Here is an 18,241-nt window from a genome sequence, read left to right as displayed (position 1 = left end):
GGGTTCCTGCGCGGACCGGTGCAGTAGCGATATCTCCTCAACCCTCGACGAACGTGACCGTCTCGTCGAGCGGCGCCCGGCCCGTACGGGCATGACCCTCTGTGACGTCCTCGAACCCGATCGACATGCCACAGAAGAGGATGAGCTCGGCCGGGGGTGAAAGGACCTCCGCGACGGTCTTCCGATACTTCGCCCATGCCATCTGCGGGCAACTGTGCATCCCTTCGGCGCGGAGCAGCAGCATGACGGTCTGCAGGTACATGCCGACGTCGGACCATTGGGCCGGGCCGAGGTCGCGGTCGATGTAGCAGAACAGGGCGGCGGGCGCGCCGAAACAGTCCCAATTCGCGACCGCGGCCCTCTGGCGCGCCTCCAGGTCGCCGCGCGGGATGCCGAGTGCGCTGTAACGCTGCTCACCGAAGGCGGATCGGCGTTCGCGGTACGGGGACTTCAGAGCGGGCGGGTACTGCTCGTACTCCGGCTCGTCCCAAGGGTCGCCTGCGGCTATGCGCTCGCCGGTGCGCTTCTTGAGTTCGGCCAGCGGCCCGCCGGCCAGCACGTAGGCGTGCCACGGCTGGAGGTTCGATGCGGACGGCGACCAAGCTGCGGCGGACAGTACGCGCTCCAGCACTTCCCTCGGGACATGCCGGTCGGTGAACCCGCGCACCGCCCGTCGGCTCGTGACCGCGTCATAGACGTCCATGAACGCGTATCTCCCTGCTCGACCTGGGCGACTTAGTTACACTAGCGACCGTATCATTCGATACCATCTCGTGTTAGACTAACTCGAGCACGAACCCTCAGTCCTCGGTTCCCGGCCTCGGGTACCGCTCTTGGAGGAAGTCCATGGCCACGCTGCTGCACATCGACTCGTCCGTGTTCCCCGGTGAGGCGTCCTCGTCCCGTTCGGTCGCGGACGCCTTCTGCAAAGCCTGGGAGGAACAGCACCCGGACGGCACTGTGATCTACCGCGACGTCGCCGCGAACCCCGTCCCGCACATCACGGCCGCCGCCTACACCGCCGGTTTCGCCGCCCCGTCCGAGCGCACCCCCGAGCAGTCCGCCGCGTTCGCCGCGCGGGTGAAGCTCATCGAGGAGCTGGAGCAGGCGGACGCCGTCCTCATCGGCGCCCCCATGTACAACTACTCGATCCCGTCGACTCTCAAGGCATGGCTGGACAACGTGATCCTGCTCGGCCGCACCGCAGGCGAGACCCCCTCGGCCAAGGGCACACCGGTCACCGTCGTCGCCAGCCGCGGCGGCTCCTACGCGCCGGGCACCCCGCGCGAGGGCTTCGAGTTCGTACAGAACTACCTGGAGGCCGTCCTCAAGGGCACCCTCGGGCTGGACCTCGACTTCATCGTCCCCGAACTCACCATGGCCCCCCGCATCCCGGCCATGTCCGGACTGGTCCCTCTCTACGAAGCTTCCCGCGAGCGGGCCTTCGAGGACGCGATCATCAAGGCCAAGAAACTCGCGGAGCGCCTCGCCGCGTAACCCCCGGGCACGTAGACGCCGTGCGACGCCTCAGGCAACCCCGCGCGGATGTGCTTACGCCCCACCGTCTGCGGGATAGGCGAGCTTGGTCAGTAGATCCGTCAGCAGCTCGGGTTCCCCGGGGCCCAGTTCTGCAACCAGGCGCGCAGCCAGCGGTTCCGCCGCCACATGTGCTGCATCGAAAATCTCGAGGCCACGAGGGGTGATCTCCACCGCCCGCGCCCGCCGGTCCCCCGGAACGGTCTTGCGGACGGCCAGCCCCTTGCGCTCCAGGTCGTCCACGACCCGCATGATTCCCGCCTTGTCGGTCCCCGTTGCCGCCGCCAGGTCCCTCTGCACTGTTGACCCGCGGTTGACCAGCACGATCAGCACGGCAAAATGCCGCAACTCGATGCTGAGCGGCCGAAGCGCCTCCGTCATCAGCGTGGCCGCCCGCCAGTGCGCCTGGCGCAGCAGCAGGCCGAGAGCGAAAGGCGAGGCATCCCCGGGGCGGTCCGTCGCACGCGCGGCGACGGTTCGGTGAGGAGCATCGGCGGCCATGAGGGCATATTACAACTATCCGCTCATTCGATACCGTATCAATCGAAACCAAATGCGAATCTGGGCGGCGCCGCCGACAGCTCCTTTCGGGCGTCCGCGACGATCAGATGTGGATCGAGTGAGAGCCTCCCCACCTGGTGGAGACCACCGTCACGGCGACCGTCCCGGCGGCGATCAGCGCGACGAGGGCGACGATCGCGCCCACACCGGCTCCGGCGCCCGCCACCGGAGCCAGCAGCACGAGGGCGGCGGCGCCGAACAGGACGGCCGGCCGGACCGGCGACCGCGGCAGGATCGGCGAGTGGCTCACCCACAGCAGCGCGAAGAACGCCGCGGTCGGGACCGCCACCGCATAGCCCGCGCCGACCGCGTCCAGCGCCTCGTGCGTCGCGGTCTGCCGGACGGCGACCTCGAGGCCCGAGCCGAGCGCGGCGAGGGCCGCGAAGACTCCGTAGTGGCCGTAGCCCCACAGGAACGCGCGCCCCCGGCGGGTGGACAGCCCGTCGGCGCTCGGCTCCAGCTCGTAGAGCCACCAGAGCGCGAACAGCAGCACCAACCCTGAGCCCGCGACCACGACGAGCGACACGTGCAGACCGGATTCGAGGACGTGGGCGATCCCGGTCGACACCGCGAGGACGCTCTCGCCCAGCAGGATGATGGTGAACAGCGCGTACCGCTCGGCGATGTGGTGCGGATGCCAGCTCGTATTCCGGCTGCGCTCGGCCCACATGGGCACGGCCAGCTCGGCCATGACCAGGACCAGGAACACCACGTCCAGCGCGGCACCGCCGAGTACATCGAGCTCGGCCACCAGCTGGCGGAGCAGCCAGAGGACCTCGACGGCGGAGATGCCCGTGGCGTACCGGAGGGCGGTGCCGCGGCCTTCCGGGTCCTCCCGCGCCGCCCGCAGCCACTGCGCGACCAGGCCCACGCGCATCATGAGGTAGCCGAGGGTGATGGCCCGGTAGTCGCCGTCGGCGAACGCGGAGGGCACGCCTGCGGCCAGTACGAGCACTCCGCCCATCTGCAGCAGGGTGAGCAGCCGGTACGGCACGTCGTCGGTGTCGTAGGACGAGGCGAACCACGTGAAGGTCATCCACGCCCACCAGACCGCGAAGAACACCTGCAGGAACGGGCCCACGACCTCCGCCGCGTGCCCCTCGATGATCCCGTGGCCGAGCTGCACCACGACCGCGGCGATCGCCACCACGAACGTCAGGTCGAACAGCAGCTCGAGTTGTGTCGACGCCCGGTGCGGCTCGTCGACGGCGCGCGCCGTCATCCGGGTCCGGACGGAGATCCTCCGTCGCTCCATTCCTATGCCCAGTCCTCTTGCCAGGAGTAAGCCTCGCCGGCACTGGTCACGGCGATGGCGTCGGGCGCTCCGAGCACGACCGACACGGTGAGCAGGAGCGCGGAGTCCTCGACCGCGGAGATCGTGTGGGCGCCGCCGGGGACGGTGAGGAGGTCGCTCGCGACGGCCTCCAGCGTCTCCGTGCCTGCGGTCAGCCGGATGCGGCCGGCGATCACCTGCAGAGTCGCCTCCCGTTCGCTCGAGTGCTCGCGCAGTGTCGTGCCGGCTCGCAGGGCGACGACGGTCTGGCGGAGCGCGCGATCATGGCCCCCCTGCACGGTGTGAGCGCTCCGGCCGTGGTCCGCGGCCCGCGCGCGTTCCATGTGGGTTCGCGCCGCATCCGCCAGCGACGTCGTGTCCATGAGGCCTCCTCGCGAGGTTCGGGTGTGCCGAGAGGAGGACAGCGAGGTCAGGCGATCCGTGACATGGCCGTCGGCACAGCGCTCTTCCCGGGTCCGCGTCACGGATCCGTGGGCTGCCTTGTCCTCGATCCCGAGGCTGCCCGTCGACGGTGGTCACCCATCGCAGTCGAAGGAGACACGGCATGGAGCAACCGAAGGTGTCGGTCATCTACCACGGAGCGGCCGACGGCATCCAGGGCCTTGCGAAGGAAGTGGCGGCCGGTGCCGAGGAGGCCGGCGCGGTCGTCCGGATCCGGCGCATCCCCGACCACGCCGTGTCGGCGCTCGCGGCGGGGAGCGTTGCCACGCCGGATGACGTGCGCTGGGCCGACGCGGTCGTTCTCGGCTCGCCGAGCCGGTACGGCAACCTCGCGCCCGCACTCAAGTCCTATGTGGAGTCGCTGGAGATCGTTGATGGCCGGATCGTCTGGTCCGGCTTCGCCTCGGGCGACGGCGTGCTGCACGGCGGCCACGAGGCCACGCTGATGACCTTGTTCCACGCGCTGCTCCACCTGGGCGGCGTCCTCGTCCCCGCACCCCGCGCCCGTGACCTGGACGTGCGCGCGCTCGCTCGGCGGACGGGGCAGGACGTCGCAGACGTCGCGCGCCGGCTGCGCGTCGGCGCGGCGGCCTCGGGATGACGGTCGGCGGCCTCGATGATCAGGAGCGTTGATCCTCGCCTTCCGCCCGAAGCGCTGTTCCTGTTGTGGGCGATGGCCCACGGTGACGAAGTTGCGGTGCTCAACTCGTGCTATGTCATCGACCAGGACGGAACCGCGGAGATGCGCGGCACGGTGGTACGAATGGGCGACGTCGACATTCTTCAGGCGATGCGCGCCGTCCTGTCGGCGGTCCAGCTCGACACCACCTTCCTCGCTGCTCCGGTCCGGCAGATCGTCCATGCCGATTTGGAATCGCGGTGTCCGGTGCGACGCGCGGTCCAGGTCGAGGTCGATGATGCAGTGGGATTCCGTTGCTCGATCTTCGGAGTGGCGCCTCCCGATTTCCACGAGCAGGTCAAGAACTGTCGTGGATTGATCATCACGGGTGACGCGAGGAAGCAGGGGAACTTCATCCTGCGGAAAGGGCTGGATGTCACACCGGGCAGCATCCTCTCGATGGGCTGCCGGTGATGGCGTTCGGGAGAAAGCACGATCTGCTCGTCGTCGGGGAGCGCATCCGTACAGCTCGGCTCCTCCTACGGCCGTGGGTTCTCGACGACGCCGACGCCGCGCTCGCCGTCTACGGCTCCGCCGAAGTGTCGAGATGGCTGTCGCCAGCGGTGGAGCGGGTGCCGGACATCGCGTCCATGCGGGTGCATCTCGCCGGCTGGATGGTCGAATGCGCGTCGCTGGACTCGTGCCAAGGACGTTGGGCCGTCGCGCTGCAGGAGACCGGAGAGGTGGTCGGTGGCGTGACGTTGTTGCCGCTACCTCCGTACGAAATCGACCTCCAGGTCGGGTGGCAAATCGCACCGAAGGCCTGGGGTAACGGATACGCGACCGAGGCCGGTCATGCCGTCGCCCACTACGCTTTCGACGCCGGCCTGGACGAGATCTTCGCCGTGGTGCGTCCGCAAAATGTCAGGGGTGCGGCCACCGCGCGCCGGGTCGGAATGGAATGGGTAGGGGTGACGGAGAAGTACTACGACCTCACACTCGAGGTGTACCGCCTCCGCCGAGGCGACTTGGACGTACCGACACTCAACGTCGAGACCAGGACGGAATCATCATGAGTACTCGTTCCCTGTCCCCGGGTAGTGCTCCACCCCAGACCGTGGGGCACGTCATGAGGCCGCCGACGACGATCGAGCCGGACGCTCACCTCGCCGCGGCCGCCTATCTGATGGAGCACTCCCACGAATCATCGCTCGTGGTGGTGACCGACGATACGCACGAACCGGTCGCGATGATCACCACCGCCGAGATCACCAGGGCGGTCGCCCACGGTCAGAGCCTCGAGAACACGCGGGTCAGCCACGTCGCCACAGCGAAGCCGGTGACGGTCCGAGCCGATGTCGCCGCCGAGGACGCGGCCCGGCTGATGCTGTCCCGTGGCGTCCGGCACCTGCCGGTCGTGGACGGAGGGCGGGTGGTCGGGATGGTCGAGCTGGCCGACCTGTGGGAGGCATGCCTCGCGAACGGGCGTGGGGGGCCTAACGACGCTCTTGCGCGCACCTCAGTGCGGTAACCACCAACGTTCACCGGTTCCTGACGCGAGCCGGCCGCCCCACACACACGCCCTCACACACACGTCAACGTGGTGATCAAGGGCTGATGGTCGCGATCGGAGATCATCTAGCGACCATTTCGCCTTGATCGCCGCAGTATCCCCGGGATGGCGGCTTGATCAGCGGTTCGGCGCGTTCCCGGGTCGTTTTTGCCCGTTTTCGCGCCGAAGCCTTGATCATGCCCGTCGGGCCGCCTCCGGTGGCGCCGCGCGCCCCGGGGGGAGGCCCTTGGCCTGCCCGCGCTACATGCCCCGCACACTGCGCGGCGCCACCGGAGGCCCTGCGGCCTGCCGGTTTGGTGAGGGCGCGGCGCCACCGGAGGCCCCACAACCACTGCGGGTCTGCACCTCGCCCGACCAGACCCGGCGAATGAATGTGGTCACCGCACTTGGCGGCCGAAGCTCGGCGCGAGCAGTACGTTGCCGCGCCACCCGGTGCACTGTCGTACGTCTCGTGGTGATCATGGCGCGGCTGTTCCCTCGGAACCGTGTGCCCGGATGAGCGCGATCACCGTGTCGGCGGTGCGGTCGAGGTGGCTGCGGCCGTCGGGCAGCATGGCATCCGGACTGATGTAGCTGCGGGGCCCGACGTGGGTGGCCGGGTCGAGCCGGTGCACGGTGACCTTCCCGGCGCGGCGGGCCCGGTTCCACTCGCTGCGCCACAGCAGCCGCCAGCGCGGCGGGAAGATCCAGGTGCCGACCCGCTCGATCCGGTCGTAGGCACTCGTGAGCTCGTGCAGGTGGCGGGCGTGGGTGAGGTCGTTGGCGCCGTTGTGGAACCCGCCGAGGGTGATCAGCAGGAGCGGGGCGCACAGCCGGGTGTGCAGTTCGTCGACCGCGCCGGTGGCAACCTGCGCGCCACCGCTGTAGCCGAGCAGCACCACCGGGATGTCGCTACCGGGCCGGTAGCCGGCGAGCCGGAGCTGGGTGGCGATCTGCCCGCCGACGGCGCGGTTGTACACGGGGCGGTACCGGCGGTCGGCGGCGACGAAGATCTGCATGACGTTGTGCAGGAACAGCAGCAGCCCGACGTGGCGGCGCAGCCACGCCCACACCGGCCGGTCGGCGAGCGGGTCGGCCAGCGGGGAATAGGGCAACACCTGACCCAGCACCCTCAGCTCCGGCGCCCCGTCGATCAGCGCCCTCACCAGCCGGCCGCCGTCGCGGCTGTCGCGGAAGCGGCGCTTCCCGATGCCGTCGAGGTAGACCAGGTAGGCGTCCGGGGGACGGTCGGCGGCCGCGCCGAGGGCATGGGGCATGCCCTCCGGGAGCTCGGTGGCGGTGGCCCGCCAGCCGGCTGTGTAGACGAGCACCTCGTGGCGGGCGAGCAGTGCCTCGGCCAGCAGGACCGGTCCGAGCCCGCCCGCCAGGAGTAGCAGCAGGAGCTCGTTCATGGCTGAGGCTCCGCCGCCCCGGTGGCGCCGATCGTCCCGACCAGACGCCGGACGGCCTCCACGGCGAGGGCGAGTCCGACTCCGGCGACGGCCAGGCAGCCGGCGGCGGCCCACCAGCCCAGTCCGGTCGCCGCGGCGAGTGGGCCCGCGAGGCCTGCCCCGACCCCCACCATGAGCAGCAGGTGCAGCAGGGGCCCGAGCAGCGGGAACGCGAGGACGGCGGCGAGGATCAGCGGGGCGACCAGGCCGGGTGTCCAGGCCGGCGCGTCGACGCCGGGTTGCGGAGCAGGCAGCACCAGCGCGGCGAGGGCCCACGCGGTGAGTGGCCAGAGCGCGAACACGGTGCCCTCGACAACGGCACCGGCCATCAGCAGCCCGGCAACACCGGTCCGCGACGCGCCGGACCGGCGGGCTATCAGGGGCAGCATGCGCCCGATGGCCTCGGACAGCCCGGCGACCAGCAGCAGGACGACCACCGCGGGCGACATCGGTCAGGGCTGACGCAGAGGAGCGGCAGGGCGGGCCGGGTGCAGGTAGCGCTCGAGCTCGTCGGCGGCGCGCCGGTAGCCGCCTGCCCGTCGCTGGGCCACCTGCAGGGTGGCCGCGCCGGCCCGGATACGGGGGTCGTCGAGCAGCCGCCGGGCGAGGGCGCTTACGGGTTCCACGGCCGCGTCCCGGGTGGGGATCGAGAGGCCTGCGCCGAGCTCGACGACGCGCCGGGCCACGAGCGGTTGGTCGGCGCCCTGCGGGATCACCAGCATCGGAACGCCGGCGTAGGTGGCTTCGTTGACGCTGTTCATCCCGCCGTGGGTGACGAACAGCGCCGCGCGGGCCAGCACGTCCGGTTGCGGTACGGAGCGGCGGGCGAGCACGTTCGCCGGCAGCGCGCCCAGCGCGGCGGGATCGGTCTGCCCGGTGGAGACGATCACGGTTCCGCCCAGCGGAGCGAGCGCGCTGGCGAGGCCGCGCAGCAGCTGTGGGTCGGCGTTGAAGACCGTGCCCAGTGAGGCGTACAGCACCGGATCCTGCAGCTGGTCGGCCGGGAACGACGGGTCGGCCGGGCGGGCGCCGATGCTCGGCCCGACGAACCGGAAGGACTGGTCGAGGTACTCGACGGCGGGCTGGAAGGCCCGCGAGGTGTAGACCAGGTTGAGCGGCGCGCGGATGTTGCCCAGGTCGAGCAGCGGCAACCCACGCGCGTCGAAGCGGCGGTTCAGGTCCCAGCGCGACCGCAGGTAGCCGAGGACGTTGCGGGGCCGGGTGGTCGCCTCCGCAAGCAGGCCCCACGAGCCGCGGGTGGGGCTGGGCACGTGCCGGTTGTACGCGAACGTCGTGAACGACGAGGCGGCCGGCACCCCGAGCTCGCGCGCGGCGACCGCGCCCCACAGGCAGGCGTTGTCGTGGACGATCAGGTCCGGCCCGACCCGGCGCAGATCGGTGAGCACAGTGGGCAGCACGCGGACGGCGGTGCTCGCAAGGTCCTCCAGCAGCGTGAGCGGCATCGGCGGATCGGGGAGCGGCTGATCGCCGCCGGGGTAGAGGTACACCGTCGCGCCGGTGGCCTCGATCTCCGCGCGGAACGCGGGCGAGGTGTGGTAGGTGACGGAGTGGCCACGCCGGACCAGCTCCGCCGCGACCGGCAGCGTCGGGTTGACGTGCCCATGCATGCCGATGTTGAGGAACGCGATCGTGCTCATCGGCCCACCTCCGACAAGGAGGGCGTGGCAGTTGCCCTCGGAGGATCCTCGGCCCGGTACAGGCCGGGCCCGCTGATCTGCAACTGGTCGAGGAAGCGCCCCGCCGCGGCGGACGCGGTGCTGATCAACCGCCCGGAATGCCCGAAGTCCCACGGGGAGGGCCATGCTTCGATGCCGGTCGGCAGCACGACGGTCGGGATGTGCTCGGACACCTCGTGCAGGTCGCGCTCGATCTGGTGGTGCCACATCAGCAACCCGGCACGGCCGGCGATCGCGCCCGCCCGCCTGCGCGGGATCGTCGGGCGCACCGGCCAGCTCGCCGGCCCGGTCGGCAGCACCACCACACTGGCCGCCCCGGCCTGGCGGGCGGCCCGCACCGGGACGAACGCGATCACCCCGCCGTCGACGAGCATCCGGCCCTCCCGAAGCACCGGGGGCAGGACCCCGGGAATGGCGGCGCTCGCCAGCAGCGCGGACTCGAGCTCTCCGTCGTCGAGCAGCGCCTGCGCTCCGGTGACCAGGTCCATGGCCACCGCGGTGAACGGGATCGGCAGCTCCTCGATCCGCGACGGCAGCCCGGCCCGAGCGATCAGCCGGCGCAGGCCGCGGTCGGCGAAGACGCTGACCTGCGAGTACGCGTAGCCGAACGGAAACACGTCACGCCGACGCAGCTTGGTCCACACGTGGTCCAGCCACGAGGCTGCCGTGCCGGGGTGCGCGGCCACGATCGCCCCGTTGAGGGCGCCCACCGAGGTTCCGACGATCAGGTCCGGGACGAATCCGTGCCGCTCCAGCGCGTATCCGACACCGACCTGCGCCGCCCCGAACACACCCCCGCCACCCACCACAGCCGCGACGGGGCGGGGAAGGGTCTGCAGACCCTTCGATGGAGGGCTCGACCCGTTGCCGCCAGTGGTGGTCAGGGTTTCCTCATAGGACGACCACTCGTCGAACCTCATGACCCACCTTCCTCACGACGGCGCCGCATCGGTTCGTCGCCAACGAGGACCGGGTGGCGGTCCGATCCGTGACACCGCCGGCCGGGTGCGGTGCTCCCAGATGTGCCCGCCGGTTCATCCGTTCCGGAACGCCCAACTCCCGAGATCACCCCAGTGGTGTCACGGATCGAGCGGCCTTCCGGTCCTCGCTGAGACATCCGAGACCCTGGGAGATCAGATGAGCACGGCGACCACACCAATTCCCGGCTACCTCGCCGGTACCTGGGACATCGATCCCGTCCACTCCGACGTCTCCTTCACGGTGCGTCACATGATGGTGAGCAAAGTACGAGGTCGATTCGGCACGTTCTCCGGGGAGATCGTCACCGGAGAGGACCTGACCGGCTCGTCCGTCACCGCGTCGATCGACGCCGCCTCCATCGACACCGGCAACGGCCAGCGCGACAATCACGTCCGCTCGGCCGACTTCTTCGACGTCCAGAACTACCCCACCTGGACCTTCCGCTCCATGGGCGTCCGCGCCGACGGTGCCGACCTCGTGGTGGACGGCGAGCTCACGATCAAGGGCGTGACCCGGTCTGTGCCGCTGGCCGTGGAGGTGGGCGGCATCGGACCGGACGGCAGCGGCGGCACCCGAATCGGCTTCTCCGCCACGACCACCATCGACCGCAACGATTTCGGCGTCGACATCAAGATGCCGCTCGACGGCAGCGGCGTGGTCGTCAGCGACAAGGTGCAGATCGCCCTCGAAATCGAGGCCGTGCTGCGTCAGGAATGACCGCGGTTTCACAACAAGACGAGGAAGACATGCGCCACACCGTAGAACCGCGCCAGACGGCAGACAGCGCGGTAATCCACCTGACCGAGGTCTCGTCACCCACCGGGTCGGCAGAGCAGGGCGGCGGCCGCCGGTTCGGGGTCGGAACAGCCTCGGCGCTCGTGGCCGGCTCCGTCATCGGGACCGGCGTGTTCGCCCTTCCGTCCGCCCTTGCGGTGTTCGGTCCGATCTCGCTCGTCGCGTTCGTCCTCGTCACGATCGGCGCGGTCGCGCTGGCACTGGCGTTCCGCGGCCTGGCGGCGCGGCTCCCGGGTGCCGGGGGCCCGTATGTGTACGCCCGCGACGCGTTCGGTGAGTTCGCCGGTTTCCTCATCGCCTGGAGCTACTGGATCACCGCGTGGGCGGGGAACGCGGCGATCGTCGTGGCGTGGGTCGGCTACGTGGAGGTGTTCTGGAACACCGGGCACGAGGTCGGGTGGTCGGTCGTCATCGCGCTGACGGGTCTCTGGCTCCCGGCGCTGGTCAACCTGGCCGGACTGCGCAGCATCGCCGCCTTCGAGGTCGTCACGACCGTCCTGAAGTTCATCCCGCTGCTGTTCATGGCGACGGTCGGGCTGTTGTTCATCGACAGCGCCAACTTCGGCGATTTCAACACCAGCGGCACGTCCTGGGTGGGCGCGATCAGTGCGGCGGGCGCTATCGCCCTGTTCAGCTACCTCGGCATCGAGACCGCGTCGGTCGCGGCCGGGCGGGTCCGCGATCCGGAGCGCAACGTCGGTCGCGCCACCGTTCTGGGCACCCTGGCCTGCGCCGCGGTCTACCTCCTCGGCACGGTCACGGTCTTCGGCACCGTGGCGCACGACGACCTGGTCGGGTCGACGGCACCGTTCAGCGACTCGGCAGACGCGATCTTCGGCGGTCAGTGGGCGGGCGCGACGGTGGCCGTCGCGGCCATTATCTCCGGGTTCGGCGCCCTCGTCGGCTGGACGTTGATCGTGGCCGAGATGCCGCGCGCGGCGGCACGGGACGGGCTGTTCCCGGCGCGGTTCGCGACGCAGAGCCGGGCTGGGGTGCCCGCGTTCGGGATCGTCGTCTCGACCCTGCTCGCCTCGGGGCTCACCGTCGTCAGCTTCACCAGCTTCGAGCAGGTGTTCGTCACCGTGGTGCTGCTGTCGGTGCTCACGTCGGTCATCCCGTACCTGCTCTCCGCGGCGGCGCAGCTGTACTGGCTGCTCACCGAGGGCAGGCGACTCGGGGTCGGCCACCTCGTCCGGGACGTCGTCGTGTCGGGGCTCGCGCTCGCGTTCGGGTTCTGGGCGCTCGCGGGCAGCGGCTACCAGGCCGTCTACTACGGGGTGTTCTGCCTGTTGCTCGGGGTGCCGGTCTACGTGTGGGTCAAGGTCCGGCGCGGTGTCTACGGTGCGGCGGTCGCGCGATGACCGCCGACGTGGGTCTGGGCCTCGAGGTCGGCATCGACTCGGAGATCGGCAGGCTGCGCGAGGTCGTCGTGCACCGGCCGGGCCGCGAGCTGGACCGCCTGACTCCCGGCAACGTCGCCGAGCTGCTCTTCGACGACGTGATGTGGGCCTCCCGCGCCCGCCGCGAGCACGACGAGTTCGTCGAGGTGCTGGTCGGCTACGGCGTGCGGGTGCACCTTTTCGCCGATCTGTTGGCACAGGCGCTCGCGACGGATACCGGCAGGCGCTTCGCCGTCGCCCGGGTGTGCACCGACGAGCGGTTCGGACCGACCGCGGCCCGTGAGCTGCGCACACTGTTCTCCGACATCGACGCGGCGCTGCTGGCCGACTACCTCATCGCGGGTGTGCTGACATCGGAGCTCGCCACGCTGAGCCCGGCCAGCGTCGCGTGGCAGAGCCTCGGCGCCGACGACTTCGTGCTCGCCCCGCTCCCCAACACGTTGTTCCAGCGGGACAACGTGGCGTGGATCGGGCGCGGCGTCACGATCAACCCGATGGCCAAGGACGCGCGGCGCCGGGAGTCGATCAACAGCCGCACGGTCTACCGGTACCACCCGCTGTTCGCGGGCGCCGACTTCGAGATCCTCTACGGAGACGACGACCTCGACCACGCCCCCGCCACGCTGGAGGGCGGGGACATCCACGTGATCGCCGACGGCGTCGTCATGGTCGGGATGGGCGAGCGCACCACCCCGATGGGGATGGAGATGCTGGCCCGTCGGCTCTTCGCGGGCGGCCACGCCAGGCGGGTGCTGGCCGTGGAGCTGCCCAAGGCCCGCTCCGCGATGCACCTGGACACCGTTCTCACCATGGTCGACACCGCGACCTTCGTCGGGTACCCGTACTTCGACGACGCCTGCGCCCGGCTCTGGATGCTCACCCCGTCACAGGACGGGAGCGACATCGACGTCGAGAAGCGCGTCGGGCTGACCGCCGCGCTCGCGGAGGCGCTCGAGGTCGACGACGTCCGCATCCTCAAGGCCGTCGAGGGCCGGCGCGAAGCCGAGCGGGAGCAGTGGAACGACGCCGACAACTTCCTCGCGATCGCCCCCGGTGTGGTCCTGGGCTACGACCGCAACACCACCACCAACGAGATGCTGCGCGACCACGGCCTCGAGGTGATCGGCCTGGACGGCAGCGAGCTCGGCCGCGGCCGGGGTGGCGCGCGGTGCATGAGCTGCCCGATCCTGCGCGAACCCGTTTCGCCGTCGAAGGAGCCGTGATGACCCTCGCCAGACCGTCGCGTTCGTTGCTCACGGTGACCGACCTCGGCCGTGCGGGATTCGTCGAGATGCTCGATCTCGCCGCCGATCTCAAGGCGGACAAGAGGGCAGGGCGCGAGCGCCGGTCGCTCGTCGGCCGGAACATCGCGTTGGTGTTCGAGAAGGACTCGACGCGGACGCGGTGCGCGTTCGAGGTGGCCGCGTACGACCAAGGTGCCCACGTCACGTACCTGGGCCCGGCGGGATCGCACCTCGGGCGGGAGGAGAGCGTCGCGGACACCGCGCGGGTGCTCGGCGCGATGTTCGACGGGATCGAGTTCCGCGGGTTCGCCCAGAGCACGGTCGAGGAGCTGAGCCGGCACGCCGGCGTGCCGGTCTGGAACGGGCTGACCGACGAGTGGCACCCGACCCAGATGCTCGCCGACGTCCTCACCATGCGTGAGCACCAATCCGGTGAGATCGAGGCGATCAGCTACTGCTTCCTCGGTGACGGGCGGAGCAACGTGGCGCGCTCGCTCCTGATCACCGGGGCCATGCTCGGCATGGACGTGCGGATCGCCGCACCCCGCGAGCTGTGGCCGCCGGAGTCCCTCGTCGCCGACGCCCAGCGCGAGGCGCTGGTCAGCGGCGCGCGGGTCATGGTCACCGACGACACCGCCGCCGCGCTCGAGAGCGCGGCGTTCGTCTACACCGACGTGTGGGTCAGCATGGGCGAGGCCGACGCCGAGTGGGAGCGCCGCGTGCCGCTGCTCACGCCGTACCGCGTGACCGCGCAGGCGATGGCCGCGACCGGCCGGCCCGACACCCGGTTCCTGCACTGCCTGCCCGCGGTGCACGACACCACCACCGCGCTGGGCCGCCGGATCCACGACCGCTTCGGGCTCGTCGGGGCCGAGGTCACCGACGACGTGTTCGGCTCGGCCGCATCGGTGGTCTTCCAGCAGGCCGAGAACCGGCTCCACACGATCAAAGCCGTGCTCGTCGCGGCTCTGGGGCGCTGACGTGCTGCTCGTCGTCGCCCTGGGCGGGAACGCGCTGCTCGAACGGGGGGAGCGCCCCGATGCCGGCGTCCAACAGCGGCACGTGCGGACCGCCGCCTGCGCGCTGGCGCCGCTCGCGTCCGAGCACACGCTGGTGCTGTGCCACGGCAACGGTCCGCAGGTCGGGGTGCTCGCCCTCGAAAGCGAGAACGACCCGGAGCTCACCCACCCGTTCCCCCTGGACGCGCTCGGCGCCCAGACCCAGGGGATGATCGGGTACTGGCTGGCTCAGGAGCTGGGCAATGCGGGCGTCGCCCCGCCCGTCGCGATCGTCACGCAGACCGTGGTCGACCGCGAGGACCCGGCGTTCGGTGCGCCCACCAAGTTCGTGGGGGCCGGCTATCCCGAGCAGGAAGCCCGGCGCCTCGCCGCCGAGCACGGATGGACGGTCGGCCGCGACACGGCCGGGTGGCGCCGCGTCGTCGCCTCCCCACAACCCCTGCGGGTCGTGGAGCTGCCCACGATCCGACGGCTGGTGGAGAGCGGGACGACGGTGATCTGCGGCGGGGGTGGGGGTGTGCCCGTCGTCGCCGGGGAGCACGGCAGGCTCGACGGCGCGCAGGCCGTCGTCGACAAGGACATGACGGCGGCGTTGCTGGCGATCCAGCTCGATGCCGACCGGCTGGTCGTGCTCACCGACGTGGACGCGGTGAAGCAGGATTTCGGAACTCCCCGGGAACGGACGTTGGCCACGGTGGACGTCGCGCAGCTGCGGGCCATGGACTTCCCGGCCGGATCGATGGCCCCCAAGGTCGAGGCATGCACGTGGTTCGTCGCCTCGACCGGCCGGCCCGCCGCGATCGGTGCCTTGCGGGACGCCCCTGCCGTGTTCACGGGCGCGGCCGGCACGACGGTCACGATGTCGGGGAGCCTGGAGTAGTCAGGCCGTTGCCCCTTCGGCCAAACGCGCTGCGGATCTGTCTGCGGGATGTGATGCCCAGCTTGGAGAACACCTTGCGCAGGTGCCACTCGACAGTGCGTGGACTGATGAACAGCTGCGCGCCGATCTCAGGGTTGGTCTGACCGTCACCGGCGAGACGCGCGATCTGTGCTTCCTGAGGTGTGAGCGTTTCCCGCATCGAGACGGTCCGGCTGCGAACGGTCGCTCCGGTCGCCTCGAGCTCACGCCGCGCGCGGTTCGCGAACGCCTCGGCTCCGATCCCGCTGAGCATCTCGTGGGCGATGGCCAGGTGCTCCCGTCCGTCGACGCGCCGGTTCTCGCGGCGCAGCCACTCGCCGTAGAGCAGCCGGACCCGGGCCAGTCCGAGGCGCACGTCGGTGCGCTCGAGCCGATCGATCGACTCCCGGTACAGATCGTCGGCCGCCGGCCCGTCGCTCACCTGGGCGTTCAGGCACGCCGCGGTGCCCAACGCCCAGTCGGTGCCGCTGGCCTGTGCCTGTTCGCCGATGATCTGCACGGCCTCGGCCGCGTCTTCGGGTCTGCCCAGCCGCACGGCGGCCTCGACGAGCTCGAACAGCGACCATGTGGACAGCCCCATCTCCGGTGGGTACGCCGACCCGCGCTTGGCGGCGAGGTACGCCTCCTCGTGCCGCCCCAGGCCGTTGTAGAGCACCGCAGCTGCCCATTCGGTGGCGGTCGAGACCTTTCCCTCGCCGCGGAGCAGGTGGTCGTTGGTGATGACGTCGATCGCCTGGCGGGTTGCGGCCTCCCTGCCTCGGGACGGCTCGATGACCAGAGCTCCGTAGTGCGCGAAGTAGCTGCCGCCGAGCGCCTCGCCGATCGTCGCAGCCTCAGCCGCGAGGGAGTCCGCCTCCGCCAGGTCCCCGGCGTCTCTCCGGTTGGACAGCCGCAGCAGGAGTGCCGATGGCAGCACCGACAAGGTCCCGGTCTCGCGTGCCATCTCGACCAGCTTGGCCGACAGGACCGACCAGCTGTCGAAATCCCAGGTGTTGTGCGCCAAGCGACTGGCGAGCGGGAGCCAGCCGATACCCTCCGCCGTGGAGATCTCCTCGGTGCGATAGGCGGTCAGGGCCTGCTGGAGCTGTGGCACACCTGCCGCGAACCCCTCGGTGGTCACGCGGGCCAGGCCCTCGAGGAGCAGATCGGCTCGCGTCGGCTCCCGTGCCGGGGCCATCGTGAGCACCGCATGGGAGACCGCCACCACTCGGTCGTCGCCCGGCAGCCGGCCCGCGGTGAGCGCCGCGTAGAACGCGTCGCGGTAGGTCTCGCGGGCCTGCCCGGCGTCGAGCGGTTCGAGGCGCTTGGCGGCTTCGAGAAGCAGCGGTAGGCCCGCACCGGCACTGCGGGAGGCGAACATGATCTGTCCGCGCAACAGGGTCGACCGGGCACGTCCGATTTCGTCGAGGGGGCTGAGTTCGGCCGCGTCCAGAAGCCCGAGTGCCGCATCGAACGCGCCGGCCTGGTGCTTGGCCCGCGCCGCTGCCAACGCTCTGGATCCGCGGCGTGCACGGTCGGGGGTCAGCTCGGCGGCCCGTGCGAGGAAGGCTGCTGCGGCCGCGGCACCGCCGCGCGCCTGCGCACGGTCCGCCGACCGCTCCAGTTCTGCGGCCACCGCGTCGTCGGGCCCCGGCGATGCGCGCGCCATGTGCCAGGCCCGACGATCGGGATCGGACTGGGCATCGGTCGCCTCGGCCAGCGCCCTGTGCACATCTCGGCGCTCGCCGGGGCTCGCGGCGCGGTAGGTCGCCGAACGCACGAGCGGGTGCCGGAACCGCACCAAGGTGCCGAGGGTGATCAACCCCGCCGCTTCGGCCGGGGTCCCCGCCGTGTCCGCCTCGATTCCGAGGTGATCAGCGGCACGCCGCAACAACGCCCCATCGCCGACGGGTTCGGCTGCAGCGGTGAGGAGCAGGCGTCGTGTCTCAGGTGGTAGCGCTTGGATACGCCGATGGAAGTCCTGCTCTATCTGACTGGAGAGGGGTTGAGCGTCGGGACGCCCGAACCCGCCGGCGATCTCGGCAGCGGTGAGGTCCCGAGGCAGCTCGATGAGGGCGAGGGGATTGCCGCGCGTCTCGGCGAGGATCCGATGCCAGATCCGTTCGTCGAGTGGTCCGGGGGTCGCCGAGTCCAGCAGCGTGCCGGCGTCGTGGTCGTTCAGACCCACCACCTCGAGCTGCGGCAGTCCTTTTAGGACGTGGTCGGCGGTCGTGTCGCGCATCGCGAACACGAGCGCCACCCGCTCGGCGAGGAGGCGGCGAGCGACGAAGGCGAGGATCTGTGCCGAGACCTGGTCCAGCCACTGGGCGTCATCGACGAGGCAGACGAGCGGCTGTTCTTCTGCGACGTCGGCGAGCAGGCTGAGGATCGCCAGTCCGACGAGGAAGCGGCCTGGCGGCGCCCCTGCGGTCAGGCCGAAAGCTGTCCCGAGGGCGTCACGTTGGGGCTCGGGTAGCTGGTCGACGTGATCCAGGAAGGGGGCACACAACTGGTGCAGCCCGCCGAAGGCCAACTCCATCTCGGACTCGACGCCGGCCGCCCTTGCGATTCGGCAACCGGCCGCCCTTCCCAGTGCGTACTCCAGCAGTGCCGTCTTACCGATGCCTGCCTCACCGTGCACGACGATCGCCGCGCTTCGACCGTCCCGAACGCCGTCCAGGAGGTCGTCGAGGGCTTTGCGCTCGTTCCGCCGTCCGAGGAGGCGCTCCGGCGTCCGGCCAGTTCTCATCTTG

Annotated in this window: 19 protein-coding genes; 10 read left to right on the top strand and 9 right to left on the bottom strand. The window is 70.6% G+C overall.

What is annotated here, in order from left to right:
• Positions 1 to 37: 37 nt before the first annotated feature.
• Positions 38 to 703, bottom strand: coding sequence for a nitroreductase (locus K1T35_RS37705; RefSeq protein WP_220256491.1), 666 nt, complete (start codon positions 701 to 703; stop codon positions 38 to 40).
• A gap of 143 nt (positions 704 to 846) precedes the next feature.
• Here K1T35_RS37705 and K1T35_RS37700 point away from each other — a divergent pair, with 143 nt between their 5' ends.
• A complete protein-coding gene (locus K1T35_RS37700; RefSeq protein ID WP_220256490.1) occupies positions 847 to 1,497 on the top strand; it encodes an FMN-dependent NADH-azoreductase in 651 nt (216 codons plus the stop codon).
• A 54-nt stretch (positions 1,498 to 1,551) separates the two neighbouring features.
• On the opposite strand, the gene K1T35_RS37695 is transcribed toward K1T35_RS37700, so the two are convergent.
• The 3 genes from K1T35_RS37695 to K1T35_RS37685 form a co-directional block, all read right to left on the bottom strand.
• Positions 1,552 to 2,037, bottom strand: coding sequence for a MarR family winged helix-turn-helix transcriptional regulator (locus K1T35_RS37695; RefSeq protein ID WP_220256489.1), 486 nt, complete (start codon positions 2,035 to 2,037; stop codon positions 1,552 to 1,554).
• A gap of 103 nt (positions 2,038 to 2,140) precedes the next feature.
• Positions 2,141 to 3,352: a low temperature requirement protein A gene (locus K1T35_RS37690; protein ID WP_255621157.1), complete on the bottom strand. Its 1,212-nt coding sequence runs from the start codon at positions 3,350 to 3,352 to the stop codon at positions 2,141 to 2,143.
• Positions 3,353 to 3,354: 2 nt separating this feature from the next.
• A complete protein-coding gene (locus K1T35_RS37685) occupies positions 3,355 to 3,753 on the bottom strand; it encodes a LuxR family transcriptional regulator (protein WP_220256488.1) in 399 nt (132 codons plus the stop codon).
• A gap of 182 nt (positions 3,754 to 3,935) precedes the next feature.
• Here K1T35_RS37685 and K1T35_RS37680 point away from each other — a divergent pair, with 182 nt between their 5' ends.
• The 4 genes from K1T35_RS37680 to K1T35_RS37665 are packed head-to-tail and all read left to right on the top strand — an operon-like array spanning position 3,936 to position 5,982.
• Positions 3,936 to 4,433: a flavodoxin family protein gene (locus K1T35_RS37680; RefSeq protein ID WP_220256487.1), complete on the top strand. Its 498-nt coding sequence runs from the start codon at positions 3,936 to 3,938 to the stop codon at positions 4,431 to 4,433.
• Between the two features lie 15 nt (positions 4,434 to 4,448).
• The gene (locus tag K1T35_RS37675) at positions 4,449 to 4,925 is read left to right on the top strand and encodes an RbsD/FucU domain-containing protein (RefSeq protein WP_220256486.1); all 477 of its coding nucleotides are present in this window, start codon (positions 4,449 to 4,451) and stop codon (positions 4,923 to 4,925) included.
• A complete protein-coding gene (locus K1T35_RS37670) occupies positions 4,925 to 5,527 on the top strand; it encodes a GNAT family N-acetyltransferase (RefSeq protein ID WP_220256485.1) in 603 nt (200 codons plus the stop codon). The genes K1T35_RS37675 and K1T35_RS37670 overlap by 1 nt, the downstream gene beginning before the upstream one ends.
• Positions 5,528 to 5,580: 53 nt before the next feature.
• On the top strand, positions 5,581 to 5,982 hold the full coding sequence (locus K1T35_RS37665) for a cyclic nucleotide-binding/CBS domain-containing protein (RefSeq protein ID WP_220256484.1): 402 nt from the start codon (positions 5,581 to 5,583) through the stop codon (positions 5,980 to 5,982).
• 500 nt (positions 5,983 to 6,482) lie between these two features.
• Here K1T35_RS37665 and K1T35_RS37660 read toward each other — a convergent pair whose 3' ends face one another.
• From K1T35_RS37660 to K1T35_RS37645, 4 genes are read right to left on the bottom strand one after another with little or no spacing between them, the layout of a single operon-like run.
• On the bottom strand, positions 6,483 to 7,415 hold the full coding sequence (locus K1T35_RS37660; RefSeq protein WP_220256483.1) for a hypothetical protein: 933 nt from the start codon (positions 7,413 to 7,415) through the stop codon (positions 6,483 to 6,485).
• Positions 7,412 to 7,903 (bottom strand): hypothetical protein, encoded by a 492-nt coding sequence (locus tag K1T35_RS37655; RefSeq protein WP_220256482.1) that lies wholly within the window; start codon positions 7,901 to 7,903, stop codon positions 7,412 to 7,414. The genes K1T35_RS37660 and K1T35_RS37655 overlap by 4 nt, the downstream gene beginning before the upstream one ends.
• A 3-nt stretch (positions 7,904 to 7,906) precedes the next feature.
• Positions 7,907 to 9,112 (bottom strand): macrolide family glycosyltransferase, encoded by a 1,206-nt coding sequence (locus K1T35_RS37650; protein ID WP_220256481.1) that lies wholly within the window; start codon positions 9,110 to 9,112, stop codon positions 7,907 to 7,909.
• A complete protein-coding gene (locus K1T35_RS37645; RefSeq protein WP_220256480.1) occupies positions 9,109 to 10,071 on the bottom strand; it encodes a patatin-like phospholipase family protein in 963 nt (320 codons plus the stop codon). Before K1T35_RS37645 ends, K1T35_RS37650 begins: the two co-directional genes overlap by 4 nt.
• A gap of 217 nt (positions 10,072 to 10,288) precedes the next feature.
• Here K1T35_RS37645 and K1T35_RS37640 point away from each other — a divergent pair, with 217 nt between their 5' ends.
• Genes K1T35_RS37640 through K1T35_RS37620 form a run of 5 tightly spaced genes read left to right on the top strand, consistent with a single transcriptional unit; the run spans position 10,289 to position 15,470 of the window.
• Entirely contained in the window at positions 10,289 to 10,849 is a 561-nt protein-coding gene (locus K1T35_RS37640) for a YceI family protein (protein WP_220256479.1), read from the top strand.
• Between the two features lie 29 nt (positions 10,850 to 10,878).
• On the top strand, positions 10,879 to 12,288 hold the full coding sequence (locus K1T35_RS37635; protein WP_220256478.1) for an amino acid permease: 1,410 nt from the start codon (positions 10,879 to 10,881) through the stop codon (positions 12,286 to 12,288).
• Positions 12,285 to 13,550, top strand: a complete 1,266-nt coding sequence (locus tag K1T35_RS37630; RefSeq protein ID WP_220256477.1) for an arginine deiminase — start codon at positions 12,285 to 12,287, stop codon at positions 13,548 to 13,550. Before K1T35_RS37635 ends, K1T35_RS37630 begins: the two co-directional genes overlap by 4 nt.
• Positions 13,550 to 14,551, top strand: coding sequence for an ornithine carbamoyltransferase (argF, locus tag K1T35_RS37625; protein ID WP_220256476.1), 1,002 nt, complete (start codon positions 13,550 to 13,552; stop codon positions 14,549 to 14,551). The genes K1T35_RS37630 and argF overlap by 1 nt, the downstream gene beginning before the upstream one ends.
• Position 14,552: 1 nt before the next feature.
• Positions 14,553 to 15,470 (top strand): carbamate kinase, encoded by a 918-nt coding sequence (locus K1T35_RS37620; RefSeq protein WP_220256475.1) that lies wholly within the window; start codon positions 14,553 to 14,555, stop codon positions 15,468 to 15,470.
• Here the strand turns inward: K1T35_RS37620 and K1T35_RS37615 are convergent.
• Positions 15,445 to 18,237: a LuxR family transcriptional regulator gene (locus K1T35_RS37615; RefSeq protein ID WP_220256474.1), complete on the bottom strand. Its 2,793-nt coding sequence runs from the start codon at positions 18,235 to 18,237 to the stop codon at positions 15,445 to 15,447. The genes K1T35_RS37620 and K1T35_RS37615 overlap by 26 nt on opposite strands.
• Positions 18,238 to 18,241: the final 4 nt, after the last annotated feature.

Origin of the sequence: Pseudonocardia sp. DSM 110487 (assembly GCF_019468565.1) — a bacterium.
In the GTDB taxonomy this organism is placed as follows: domain Bacteria; phylum Actinomycetota; class Actinomycetes; order Mycobacteriales; family Pseudonocardiaceae; genus Pseudonocardia.
This window is presented reverse-complemented; position numbering and strand designations above follow the sequence as displayed.